Annotated in this window: 12 protein-coding genes, 1 tRNA gene and 1 pseudogene; 2 read left to right on the top strand and 12 right to left on the bottom strand. The window is 67.0% G+C overall.

The window, feature by feature from the left end:
- The 4 genes and pseudogenes from QZX79_RS05975 to QZX79_RS05960 all read right to left on the bottom strand — a co-directional run.
- Positions 1–325 (bottom strand): annotated as a pseudogene (locus QZX79_RS05975) (hypothetical protein); the annotation flags it as partial.
- A 332-nt stretch (positions 326–657) separates the two neighbouring features.
- On the bottom strand, positions 658–2,316 hold the full coding sequence (gene crtI, locus QZX79_RS05970) for a phytoene desaturase family protein (RefSeq protein ID WP_294565999.1): 1,659 nt from the start codon (positions 2,314–2,316) through the stop codon (positions 658–660).
- Entirely contained in the window at positions 2,313–3,212 is a 900-nt protein-coding gene (locus QZX79_RS05965; protein WP_294565996.1) for a phytoene/squalene synthase family protein, read from the bottom strand. The genes crtI and QZX79_RS05965 overlap by 4 nt, the downstream gene beginning before the upstream one ends.
- 2 nt (positions 3,213–3,214) lie before the next feature.
- Positions 3,215–4,297: a polyprenyl synthetase family protein gene (locus QZX79_RS05960; RefSeq protein ID WP_294565993.1), complete on the bottom strand. Its 1,083-nt coding sequence runs from the start codon at positions 4,295–4,297 to the stop codon at positions 3,215–3,217.
- Between the two features lie 107 nt (positions 4,298–4,404).
- On the opposite strand from QZX79_RS05960, the gene idi reads away from it, so the two are divergent.
- The gene (gene idi, locus QZX79_RS05955; protein WP_294565990.1) at positions 4,405–4,974 is read left to right on the top strand and encodes an isopentenyl-diphosphate Delta-isomerase; all 570 of its coding nucleotides are present in this window, start codon (positions 4,405–4,407) and stop codon (positions 4,972–4,974) included.
- Positions 4,975–5,045: 71 nt separating this feature from the next.
- Positions 5,046–6,248, top strand: coding sequence for an acetyl-CoA C-acetyltransferase (locus QZX79_RS05950; protein WP_294565987.1), 1,203 nt, complete (start codon positions 5,046–5,048; stop codon positions 6,246–6,248).
- Between the two features lie 109 nt (positions 6,249–6,357).
- On the opposite strand, the gene rplL is transcribed toward QZX79_RS05950, so the two are convergent.
- The 8 genes from rplL to QZX79_RS05910 all read right to left on the bottom strand — a co-directional run bounded on the left by rplL (position 6,358) and on the right by QZX79_RS05910 (position 12,040).
- Complete coding sequence (rplL, locus tag QZX79_RS05945) at positions 6,358–6,738, bottom strand: 50S ribosomal protein L7/L12 (RefSeq protein WP_159617675.1); 381 nt, start codon at positions 6,736–6,738, stop codon at positions 6,358–6,360.
- 57 nt (positions 6,739–6,795) lie between these two features.
- Positions 6,796–7,380 carry a 50S ribosomal protein L10 gene (gene rplJ / locus QZX79_RS05940; RefSeq protein WP_120164719.1) on the bottom strand — a complete coding sequence of 195 codons (585 nt, stop codon included), beginning with the start codon at positions 7,378–7,380 and terminating at the stop codon, positions 6,796–6,798.
- Positions 7,381–7,649: 269 nt separating this feature from the next.
- Positions 7,650–8,774: a GNAT family N-acetyltransferase gene (locus tag QZX79_RS05935; protein ID WP_294565982.1), complete on the bottom strand. Its 1,125-nt coding sequence runs from the start codon at positions 8,772–8,774 to the stop codon at positions 7,650–7,652.
- A 434-nt stretch (positions 8,775–9,208) separates the two neighbouring features.
- Positions 9,209–9,916: a 50S ribosomal protein L1 gene (rplA, locus tag QZX79_RS05930; RefSeq protein ID WP_294565979.1), complete on the bottom strand. Its 708-nt coding sequence runs from the start codon at positions 9,914–9,916 to the stop codon at positions 9,209–9,211.
- A 142-nt stretch (positions 9,917–10,058) separates the two neighbouring features.
- The gene (gene rplK, locus QZX79_RS05925) at positions 10,059–10,490 is read right to left on the bottom strand and encodes a 50S ribosomal protein L11 (protein WP_120164714.1); all 432 of its coding nucleotides are present in this window, start codon (positions 10,488–10,490) and stop codon (positions 10,059–10,061) included.
- Between the two features lie 133 nt (positions 10,491–10,623).
- Positions 10,624–11,478, bottom strand: a complete 855-nt coding sequence (gene nusG, locus QZX79_RS05920) for a transcription termination/antitermination protein NusG (RefSeq protein WP_294565974.1) — start codon at positions 11,476–11,478, stop codon at positions 10,624–10,626.
- Positions 11,479–11,550: 72 nt separating this feature from the next.
- Positions 11,551–11,814, bottom strand: coding sequence for a preprotein translocase subunit SecE (gene secE, locus QZX79_RS05915; RefSeq protein ID WP_294565972.1), 264 nt, complete (start codon positions 11,812–11,814; stop codon positions 11,551–11,553).
- A 153-nt stretch (positions 11,815–11,967) separates the two neighbouring features.
- Positions 11,968–12,040, bottom strand: a tRNA-Trp gene (locus tag QZX79_RS05910).
- Positions 12,041–12,138 lie beyond the last annotated feature (98 nt).

Genomic DNA, 12,138 nt, shown 5'->3' with positions numbered 1-12,138 from the left:
AGTCGCCCATGAACACGGTCTGCTGCTTGATCTCGCCCGTGTTGTTGTTCATGAACTCGGCCTTGACGTACAGCGGAGCCGAGTACGTTGCGTCACGGTCCTTGCACTCGGCCATGGTGTACTTCGGGTCGGCGAACTCCGGCTCGGAGAAGCTCAGGGACATGGTGCCCTGGAAGTCCTCGATCGGTGAGATCTCTTCGAAGATGTCGGCCAGACCAGAGGTCGTGGCTACGCCCTGAAGTCCCTTCTCCAGTGCTTCCTCAACGCGCGCCTTCCAGCGCTCGTTGCCGACCAGCCAGTCAAAGCTGTCGGTCTGAAGGGCGAGGCGACCAAGAGGGATCCTTCCACAGACCTTCAGGCTTGTCAGCGATCCGCCCTCAGCACCACCGCCGCAGATTGGTGCGGGGATCGAGTGCTAACCTGATGTCTCCACGCGTCATCTGAACCAAGTGGCCCGTTAAATGACGAGAGCAGAACAAAGCCCACCGCTATATGAAGGCTGAGGTTTAGAGGGAAGACGCAAATCCCTACACTACGGGACTCCTAGCGCAATGTCCAATGCCGCGTCAACCTCGCCACGCCCTAAGTGTCGCCTCCCTGATCCGCGGCGGGTATGCACTCCCCCATCAAACCGGTCCGCTTGCTGTCCGCCCGCCGTCAGACCGGTTCCGGCAGCGGCCCGGTCGAGGTGTCGGAGCGCAGCCGCTTCACCACGAGCTCGGCGCTGATCAGGCACATTGGAATGCCGATGCCCGGCACGGTGGAGCTTCCCGCATAGTAGAGCCCCTCCACCTTCCGGCTGCGGTTCGATCCGCGCAGGAACGCGCTTTGCCGCAGCGTGTGGGCCGGGCCGAGGGAGGTCCCCCGCCAGGCGTTCAGGTCGGAGGCGAAGTCCCGCGGACCGTAGGTGCGCCGTAGCACAATCCGTTCGGCGAGGTCCGGGATGTGCGCCCACTCGGCGATCTGCGCAATCACCGCGTCGGCGAGCTCCTCGACCCGCGCGTCCCCGCCGCGGTCCACTCCCCCGCCGCCGATGCCGACGTCCGCGGGGATGGGCACCAGGACGAAGACGTTCTCGTCCCCCGCCGGGGCCGCCGAGGGGTCGGTGGCGCTGGGGCGGCAGACGTAGAGCGAGGCCGGGGACGGGATGGAGGTCTCGGTGCCGAAGATCCGCCCGAAGTTGTCCTTCCAGTCGGCGGTGAACAGCAGCGTGTGGTGCTCGAGCTGCGGCAGGGAGCCCTTCACGCCGAGGTAGAGCAGCAACGCGCTGGGACCAGGAACCCGCCGGGACCAGTACTTCTCGGGGTAGGTCTGCCGGTTCCCGGGCAGCAGGACCGTCTCGGTGTGGTGGAGGTCGGCGGCGGAGACCACGACGTCGGCCTCCACCCGGTGCACGGTCCCCCCGGACCGGTAGCTGACCCCGCTGACCCGGGCGCCGGGACCGCGCGAGCCCCGGCGGCGGGAGGCACCAGCGTTCGCGGCTGCCGTATCGACTGGAACGGTGTCGATGGAGGCGGTGTCGATGGAAACGACGTCGGCACCGGTGCGGATCTCCACGCCGGCCTCCTCGGCGACCTTCGTCATCGCCGCGATCAGGGAGGTGAACCCGCCCATCGGGTAGAGCACGCCGTCGTCGAGGTCCAGGTGGCTCATCAGGTGGTACATGCTGGGGGCGTCGAACGGTGAGCTGCCGAGGAAGACCGCCGGGTAGCCGAGGATCTGCCGCAGCCGCGGATCGGCGAACCGGCCGGCCACGAACCCGGAGAGGGGCTGCAGCAGCAGCCGGACCAGTTTGGGCAGGCGGACCAGGACGTCGGGTCGAAGCAGCGGCAGGAAGGATTCGAAGGTGGAGTACAGGAAGCGCCGCTTGGCGATCGTGTAGGTGTCCTCGGCCGAGTCCAGGTACTTCTCCAGCGCCTCCCCCGCGCCGGGCTCAAGGGACTCGAAGAGCTTCACCACGGCCGGGCGGTCGGCCGGGACGTCGACGGCCTCGCGGTTCTCCTCGAAGATCACCCGGTAGCCGGGGTCGAGCCGGATCAGCTCGAGCTGCTCGGCGGCGGAGGTGCCCATCAGCTTGAAGAAGTGGTCGATCACCTCGGGCATGAGGTACCAGGACGGTCCGGTGTCGAAGCGGAACCCATCGGCTTCCCAGGACCCGGCGCGGCCGCCCACCCGGTCCTGCTTCTCGAGCAGGGTCACGGTGTGCCCTTCGGCGGCCAGCAGCGCCGCGGTGGCGAGCCCGCCGATTCCGCCGCCGATGACCGCGACCCGCCGGCCGCCGACGCGGGGAGTTACGGTGTTTCCCTGGACGCTCATGGTGTCTTCTCCTTCAGCTGGGTTTCCGGCGCCGAGCTTCCGGCCAGGGTCCGCGCGAGGATGCGCAGCTTGACCGCGTTGGGCACCCGGATGCGGGCCCGGAGCAGTTCCTCGGCCGGGGTGCGCCGCAGCCTCAAGGCCAGTTCGGTGAACAGGGCCTGGGCCAGGGCCACCGCCCGGCGCGGTGCAGGGGGAAGTCCGGGCAGGCTCGCCAGGGAGATCCGGAGGTCCTCGTCGATGTCGTCGAGCAGGCGGTGCTTGTCCTGCTCGGTGAAGGATCCCGGCCGGATGCCGGGGAAGTAGCTGCGGCCCAGCGCGGAGAAGTCCTCGGCGAGGTCGCGCAGGAAGTTGATCTTTTGGAAGGCCGCCCCGAGGTGCCGCGCCCCGTCCGCGAGGATCTCCTCCTGCGCCGGATCGGTGGGGCGCCCGGCCAGGAACGCCTTGACGCACATCAGCCCGACCACCTCCGCGGAGCCGTAGACGTACCGGGAGAACGACTCCGGGGTGTGTTCGCGCTGGGTGATGTCGGCGCGCATTGACGCGAAGAAGGGCCGGGTGAGGTCCGTGCCGATGCCGGTGGCCCGGGCGGTGACGGCGAAGGCGTGGACCACGAGGTTGGCGCTGTACCCGGTGTTGAGGGCGGTTTCGGTCTCCCGTTCCAGCGCGTCCAGCATCGCTTCGACCTGTCCGACGTCGAGACCTGCGGCGGCGGCCGGCCCGTCGACGACCTCGTCGGCGACCCGGACCAGGGCGTAGACGGCTTCGATCCGCGCCCGGGTGGGGCCGTCGAGGAGCCGGCAGGCCAGGCCGAACGACGTCGAGTAGCAGCGGATCACTTCGGCCGAGGTCTTCAGGGCCGCCGCGTTGTACCGCTCGAGCGCTGTCGTGTTCGCCATGGTCACCGTGTCCTGTCCACGGCCGCTGAGGCCACCGGTTGAAGTACGTCGCGCAGCCCGCGCGGCACGAGGTCGGAGTCGAGGTGGCGCCGGGCGCGGGAGGCGTAGTGGACGGCGAGTCCCGCCGAGTGTTCGCGGGCCCCCGAGTCTTCAAGAATCCGGCGGACGTAGTCGGCGTCCGCGGCGGACATCGCCGGCGACCCGACGAGGGAGGAGATTTCCTCCCACTCCGGGCGGTCCGCGACGAAGGCCATCAGAGCCGTCCGCTTGCCTTCGCGCAGGTCCCCCCAGTTCGTCTTGCCCGTGCGGGATTCACTGCCGAAGACGCCGAGCAGGTCGTCGGCGATCTGGAAGGCGATGCCGGCGTCACGGCCGAAGTCGCCCAGGCAGTCCACCAGGGGGTCCTCAGCTCCGGCGAGCACCGCCCCTGCCTGCAGGGGCCCTTCGAAGGAGTAGACGGAGGTTTTCAGCCTGGCCATGTTCAGGATGTCCTCAAGCGGTGGCATCCGCGGGGCGAGCATCGCTTCGATGTCGAGGTACTCCCCCGCCGCCGAGGCGAACACGGCCTCGTCGAGGATCTCGTTGAGGCGGCGGTGGGTCGCCGGGCCCGTGCGCACCCGGTCCAGGAGCCGGTAGGCGTTGGAGAGTGCGAGGTCCCCGGCAATGACGCCGGCGGAGAACCCGATGTGGTCGGCCGCGGCGGGGCCCATGCCGGCGTCGCGCGCAATCGCACGGTAGCGGCCCGACACGTTGGGGACCCCCCGGCGCACGAAGTCGCGGTCGATCACGTCGTCATGGATGATGAACGCCGTATGCAGTAGTTCGAATGACGCACCGACCAGGGCGGCGCTGGCCAGGTCCGTTCCACCCAGCAGGGAGTAGGCGGAGAGCACCAGGCGCGGGCGGAAGCGTTTTCCGCCGGCGGTGCACGCTTCAAGCGTTTCCCACAGCCCCAGGTACCCGGGGCCCACCGCTGCGGCCCGCTGCCGGGACCTCTCAAAGAAACGCCGGAGCACGTCCTCGACCTGCCCGAGCCCGTCCGGCTCGACCAACAGATCGTCGATGTTCATAGGTAAAGTAAACACGGACAAGCCGCCTTCAACTAACCAGGCGGACCACCGCACGGCCGGGCAGCACTCCGCCGTGGGAAAACCTCTCGGAATCCTTGCGGGAGACGATCGGGATGAGGACAATGGCGCGACATGGTGAAGAGCACACCGCCGACCCCGAACTGGTGGTACTGCTGGACGAGGACGGCTCGCCCATCGGCACCCAGGACAAGGCGAGTGTCCACACCGAGGCCACTCCCCTTCACTTCGCCTTCTCCACCCATGTCTTCAACGACGCCGGGCAGATCCTCGTGACGCGCCGTGCGCTGACCAAGAAGGCCTGGCCCGGCGTCTGGACCAACTCCTTCTGCGGACACCCGGGGCCCGGCGAGACGCCCGAGGAGGCGGTGGTGCGCCGCGCGCACCAGGAGCTGGGCATGACGGTCCGCTCGATCACGCCTGCGCTTCCCGATTTCCGCTACCGGGCCGTCGACGCCTCGGGCATCGTCGAAAACGAAATCTGCCCCGTCTTCACCGCGGTGATCGATGGTCCGATCGCTCCGTCGCCGGAGGAGGTCATGGACGTTCAGTGGGTCGAGCCCGGCCGCCTGGTCAACGCCGTGGAGGCCACACCCTGGGCCTTCAGCCCCTGGCTCACGCTCCAGCTTCCGCTGCTCTACCCCTCCGGGAACCAGTTAATAACCGTTAGCTGAAATGGGCGGGGAGCGGTAGCCTTAAGGGGAGTTCTTCAGGATTTCAATGACGAAAGCGAGCACTCCCCGCCATGGCACTTCCAACCAACGCGCCCGACGACGTAGTCATCGTCGGCGGCGCACGTACCCCGTCCGGCAAGCTGAACGGCCAGCTGTCGGCCTTCAGCGCCGTTGAGCTCGGCGGCTTCGCCGTCGCGGGCGCCCTGGCCAACGCCGGAGTGCCGCCCGAGTCCGTCGACACAGTGATCATGGGCCACGTGGTGCAGGCCGGCTGCGGCCAGAACCCCGCGCGCCAGGCCTCGCTCCGCGCGGGCATCGGCTGGGATGTTCCGGCCGTCACCGTGAACAAGGTGTGCCTGTCGGGTCTCACCGCGGTGATCGACGCCGCCCGCCTGATCCGCAGCGGCGAGGCCTCCGTCGTCGTCGCAGGCGGCCAGGAATCGATGTCCCGCGGCCCGCACCTGCTGCCGGGCTCCCGCCAGGGCTGGACCTACGGGAACATCGCCGCCCTCGACTCGGTGGCCCACGACGGACTCACGGACGCCTTCGACAACGACTCGATGGGCGCCTCCACCGAGCGGGGAAACCGCAAACTCGGTATCGACCGGACCGCCCAGGACGAGGTGGCGGCGGCGTCCCACCAGCGGGCTGCGGCGGCCATCGAGTCGGGCATCTTCGCCGAGGAAATCGTGCCGGTCACCGTGCCGCAGCGCCGGGGCGACGACATCGTCCTCACCACCGACGAAGGGGTCCGCCCGACCACCACCGTGGACACCCTGGCCGGGCTCCGTCCGGCGTTCGACAAGGAGGGCACCATCACGGCGGGCAACTCCTCGCCCCTGTCCGACGGCGCCTCCGCGCTGGTGCTGACCTCCCGCGCCACCGCCGAACGGCTCGGCCTGAAGATCCTCGCCGTCACCGGGCAGCCCGGGCAGGTCGCCGGCCCGGACAATTCGCTGCATTCCCAGCCCTCCAACGCCATCACCCACGCGCTCAAGCGGGCCGGGTGGACGGCCTCGGAACTCGACTTCATCGAGATCAACGAGGCCTTCGGCTCGGTGGCCGTCCAGTCCCTCAAGGACCTCGACTACCCGGCCGAGAAGTGCAACCTCCACGGCGGAGCCATCGCGCTCGGACATCCCATCGGCGCCTCGGGGGCCCGGCTCGCGCTGCACGCGGCCTTCGAACTGCACCGCCGTGGCTCAGGCAGGGCCGCCGTGTCGCTGTGCGGCGGCGGCGGGCAGGGCGAGGCGCTCCTGCTCTGGCTCGACTAGGGACCTCGCTGCGGCACACGTTGGACAGGCTTAAACGGGAAAGGCCCCGACCTGAGGTCGGGGCCTTTCCTGTCGGGCAGAGGGGACGAACCCCCGGCTGCCGGATCGACTACTTGAGGGAAACGGTGGCGCCGGCAGCTTCCAGAGCTTCCTTTGCCTTCTCCGCAGCTTCCTTCGTTGCGCCTTCGAGAACAGCCTTCGGAGCGCTGTCGACAACGTCCTTGGCTTCCTTCAGACCCAGTGAGGTCAGCGCGCGGACCTCCTTGATGACAGCGATCTTCTTGTCGCCGGCAGCTTCGAGGACAACGTCGAAGGAGTCCTTCTCTTCCTCGGCTGCTTCGCCTGCGCCGCCGCCGGCGGGGCCTGCGACTGCAACAGCAGCAGCGGTGACCTCGAAGGTCTCCTCAAACAGCTTTACGAAGTCGGAGAGTTCGATGATCGACAGTTCCTTGAAGGCTTCAATGAGCTCTTCGTTGGTAAGCTTCGCCATGGCTAAAGCGTCCTTCCGTGAGTGGTGCACTGCACCGAGATGATTGGGTGAAGAGAACTACTTCTCTTCGGGTGCCGCAGCTTCTTCGGCCGGAGCCTCTGCCGGAGCAGCGGTCTCGTCGGCGGCGGGAGCATCGGCGTCTGCGGATGCAGCACCATTGCCCTCGTCGAGCTTGATGCGCAGGGCATCGATGGTGCGGGCGAGGGCTGCCATTGGTGCCTTGAGCACACCGGCAACCCTGGAGAGCTGGAGTTCGCGCGACTCGAGGGCTGCCAGGGCAACGACCTCGGAGGCGTCAAGGGCCTTGCCCTCGAAGATTCCAGTCTTGATGATGAGCTTCGGGTTGGCCTTGGCGAAATCCGTGAGGCTCTTAGCGGCAGCAATTGCGTCACCCTTGATGAAGGCGATTGCAGTAGGTCCGGCGAGCTGGCCTTCGAACGCGTCGATGCCGGCTTCCTTGGCTGCAATGCCCGTCAAGGTGTTCTTGACGACAGCGAACTTGGTGTCCGCACCGAGTGAACGGCGCAGTTCCTTGAGCTGTGCGACCGTGAGCCCGCGGTATTCGGTTAGGACAGCGGCGGTGGAATCCTTGAAATCGTTGGTGATTTCTCCCACTGCATCTACCTTTGTTGGCGTTGCCATAACCCTCCTTCCGGGGAATAAAAGCCGGTTTTTCAGCCCCAATAAAAAACGCCCCGCGCAGATGCACGGGGCTTTCTCGGGACGCGGCACGTGGTGCTGTGCGGAGGAGAGCTTCGTTCACCTGCGTTGGCCGCCCTTGACGGGAACTTTCAGATCCACTTCCTTACCTTTCCGCGCAGCATTACTGCTGGTGAAAAGGGTGGAGGCACATCGACCGACGGTCTTTGGTAGTTCAAGGGTACGTGAAGCGGCGGCGGGCTCCAAATCCGCTACCCGAGGGAAGGGTCAAGCCGCTTCTGCCAGCCGGCCACCCACCCCGCCGGAACGAAGCCCAGCTCGACGTTGACCGCCAGCATGAAGGAATTCTCCTCCGCATTCCAGGTGTAGATCCGTTCCACGCCGGGCCAGGCGGACCGCAGGGCCAGCAGGTTCGCAGCCTTCAGCAGCATGCCCAGCCGGTGGCCGCGGTGCGCCCGGAGCACCAGGGTGTCCTCCTGGTTCGCGACGGCTGGAGCCGCCTCATACCGCTCCAGGACGGTATGGCCTGCCAGCTCGCCGGTCGGCCGGTGCAGCACGGCCGCGACGAGACTGCGGCCGCCCCCGCGCTCCAACCGGTTCTCCGCCTCACGCACCCGCGCCCCGTCCCAGGCCTCCTCGTCGAGGTCCAGATCCCCGAGGGGCGCATCGGTGCTCATCGCCTGACGGAGCCGGGCGTACTGGTCGAGGCGGTCATCGGGGCAGCGCCCCTCCCAGCGGAGCACCTCGTAGTCCGGTCCCGCGGCAGCCTCCGCGGCGGCGAAGGCATCCGCGGCGGCATCGCTCCCGCTGCCGAGGTCGAGCACGCTGCAGCGGTCCACCTGTGCGAGGTCGAACCCCCGACTGAGGGCCATCCGGGCGCCGGGGTCCGCCGCAGGGAAGCTTCCGGCGCCGTTGGCGGGGACGAGGTCCTCTCCTTCGCCGGGCGCCCCCGGCCCGCGGCCGGCGGCGATCAGCGACACCTCGCTCCAGCCCATGACGGTGGACCGTCCCCGGCTGCCGACATACCGCTCCGCCGCGGCGTAGAGGGCGCCCCCGACTCCTTCGCTGCGTGCCTCGGGGTGCACCGACAGATCGAGGTAGCAGGCCGAGAGGTTGTCGGTCAGCGGCAGGTCGATGATGGCCCGGCCCACGATGCGTCCGCCCCGCCGCGCCACCAGGATGTGCCGCTCTTCATAGGGGTTGGACTGGGAGGCGGCGTGTTCCTGCCTGCCGTCCCTGCGAAAGTCGTCGCTGCCCCATACGCCGCGCTGGACGAGGTTGCCCAGTTCGACGACGTCCAGGAAGTCCGCAGCGTCCGGCGAGGAGAGGTCGGGCGGAACGGGAACCGGGCCGATCTCCAGGGAATCGGTGCTCATGCTCGATTGTAGGCCGCGGACTCCGGCCTGCTTCCGCCCACTGACAGGGGGCTATTAATGGGCAGAACTCACCGGAACCGGCCGACCGGACACTCCTGCCCACCGACCGGGTGCCATCAGTGGGCAGAACCAATCAGAACCGGCCCACCGGACACTGCTGCCCACCGACCGAGCGTGATGAGTGGGCATGTCCGGATATGCCCACCGACCAACCTCCGTCAGTGGGCAGAACCAACCAGAACCGGCCTCCGGGACACTCCTGCCCACCGACCGGGTGCCATCAGAGGGCAGAACCAACCAGAACCGGCCTACCGGACACTCCTGCCCACCGACCGGGGATGGTCGGTGGGCACCGCTTGCCGGAAAACGCAGCGGGGGTGGCCGCAGCAGTTGCTGCGGCCACCCCCGCTGGGTGGTCAGGTTCTGCGGGACGCTTACGCGTCGGCGAGGACCTTCGTGACGCTCGGGTCGACAGAGATGCCGGGGCCGAAGGTCGTGGAGACGGTGGCCTTCTGGATGTAGCGGCCCTTCGAAGCCGAAGGCTTCAGGCGCAGAACCTCTTCGAGGGCTGCGGCGTAGTTCTCCGCCAGCTTCTGAACATCGAAGGAGACCTTGCCGATGATGAAGTGGAGGTTCGAGTGCTTGTCGACGCGGAAGTCGATCTTTCCACCCTTGATGTCGGTGACGGCCTTGGCCACATCGGCCGTGACGGTACCGGTCTTCGGGTTCGGCATGAGGTTACGCGGGCCGAGGATCTTGCCGAGGCGGCCGACCTTACCCATCAGGTCCGGGGTGGCAACGGCGGCGTCGAAGTCCACCCAGCCGCCGGAAACCTTCTCGATCATGTCGTCGGAGCCAACGAAGTCGGCGCCGGCGGCGATGGCCGCTTCGGCCTTCTCGCCGGTCGCGAAGACGAGGACGCGGGCGGTCTTACCGGTGCCGTGGGGCAGGTTGACGGTGCCGCGGACCATCTGGTCGGCCTTGCGGGGGTCGACGCCGAGGCGGAAAGCAACCTCAACGGTCGCGTCGAACTTGGAAGGGTTGGTGTCCTTCGCGAGGACAACCGCCTCGAGGGGGGCGTACTGCTTGTCCGCCTCGATCTTGGCGGCAGCTCCCTTATATGCTTTGCTGCGCTGTGCCATCTGCTTTTTCTCCTTATGCAGTTGTGGTCTGCGGACCGCGCTGGGCCCTGCCACACTCCCACCGTGCGCCGGGCGCTCGGTTTCGATTTTGGTTAGTGGTGGCTTCGGCGGCGGGTGCCGCGTCGGCCGGGTGGAGGAGCTGTTAGCCCTCGACCGTGATGCCCATCGAGCGGGCGGTGCCGGCGATGATCTTGGCCGCGGCCTGAACATCGTTGGCGTTGAGATCTTCCATCTTCGTGGTGGCGATCTCCTCGACCTGGGCCTGGGTCAGCTTGGCAACCTTGACGGTGTGCGGCGTTCCGGAACCCTTCTGGACGCCGGCTGCCTTCTTGATCAGTTCGGCTGCCGGAGGGGTCTTCGTGATGAAGGTGAATGAACGGTCTTCGTAGACAGTGATCTCCACGGGGATGACGTTCCCGCGCTGGGACTCCGTCGCCGCGTTGTATGCCTTGCAGAATTCCATGATGTTGACACCGTGCTGGCCAAGCGCAGGACCAATGGGGGGTGCCGGGTTGGCGGCACCTGCATTGATCTGCAGCTTGATGAGGCCGGTGACCTTTTTCTTCGGGGCCATGAAAGGGTCCTTTTCTTGCATTAGGTCCCCCGGGACAGGAGCGTCCCGTGGGTTGGTGGTCATCATGGCGTGATGACCGGCCGTCCTCCCCGGCTAAGCGGGCCGGGGGAGAACGAAGCTTGGTGCCGCCGTCCTACTGGATCTTGGTGACCTGGTTGAAGGACAGCGTGACGGGGGTTTCGCGTTCGAAGATCGACACCAGCACAACCAGCTGCTGGGATTCGGGCTTGATCTCCGAAATGGTGGCCGGCAGGGTCTCGAACGGTCCTTCGTTGACGGTGACGGATTCGCCGACCTCGAAGTTGACTGTGACCGGAGTGGACTGCTGCTTGATCGGCTTGCCGGAGGCGGCGTCGGTGTGGACGACGGTGTGCTCGAGCATGGAGAACACTTCGGCCAGGCTCAGCGGCACCGGGTTGTGGGCGTTGCCGACGAAGGCGGTGACGCCCGGGGTGTGCCGGACGGCGCCCCACGACTCGTCGGTGAGGTCCATGCGCACCAGCACGTAGCCCGGGATGCGGACCCGGTTCACGATCTTGCGGGTGGTGTTCTTGATCTCCACGACCTCTTCCATGGGGACCTGGATTTCGAAGATGAAATCCTCCATGTCGAGGGTCTGGATGCGGGTTTCGAGGTTGGCCTTCACCCGGTTCTCGTACCCGGCGTAGGAGTGGATGACGTACCAGTCACCCTCCTGCCGGCGCAGCTTGGCCTTGAACGCCTCAACCGGGTCCTCCTCGGCGGGCGCCTCGGCCTCGCCGGACTCGGAAGCTTCCGCGTCGTCGGCCTCGCCGGAAGCCTCCACCTCGGAGTCTTCTACCTCGGAGGCCTCGACCTCCGAGCCTTCTGCCTCGGAATCCTCTGCGGCGGTCTCCGCGGGCACGTCGAGCTCGGCGGAGTCGTCAGCGACGCTCGCCTCGACGGCCTGATCCTCGTTCTCCAGACCATCGTCAATTGTGATCTGCCGTTCGAGTTCTTGCTCGGACACCTAGCTGCCTGCTTTCTGGGTTTCTTCAGCTTCGTATTGCTTGGGCTATAACGTCACCTGCGGCTGGTCGGTTCAGCTGTCGCTGTCCCCGAACACCCAGACCGCCCCGGTTCCGAAGACGTAGTCGAGACCCGTGACGATGAGGATCATCAGGATCACGAATGCCAGCACCGTGATGGTGAACCTCACCAGTTCCTGGCGGGTCGGAGTGACGACCTTCCTCAGTTCGGCGATGACCTGCCGCACAAAGAGAGTGATCCGCCCGAAGAACCCGCGCTTGGGGTTCTCCTTGCTGGCGGGGCTACCCTTGGAGCTGCTCGCGGCCGTATCGGTCACCTTCAACCTCATCAATCTGTGTGGGTTTCCAGCCGGGCCGCGTTCACGCGGCTCCGACTACTCATAAGTCATGCCGAGCAGGTCCTGTGCCTGTACCGGAAACTTCGTGATGTTCTACTGCCGCACCGCCGCGTCCTGCTCGACGGTTACGCGCAGGGCAGACAGGACTCGAACCTGCAACCTGCGGTTTTGGAGACCGCTGCGCTACCAATTGCGCCACTACCCTATGGAACCGGACCACCGTCCGATCCGCTCCGCTGCTGTCCCTGGGGGACGTTTCGCGGGCACGAACCATTGGAGTGATCCAACACCGAGGATCAAGTC

The organism is uncultured Arthrobacter sp. (assembly GCF_902805515.1).
Taxonomy (GTDB): domain Bacteria; phylum Actinomycetota; class Actinomycetes; order Actinomycetales; family Micrococcaceae; genus Arthrobacter_D.
Note: the sequence above shows the minus strand (reverse complement) of the source record. Positions and strands in the feature narration are given on the sequence as shown.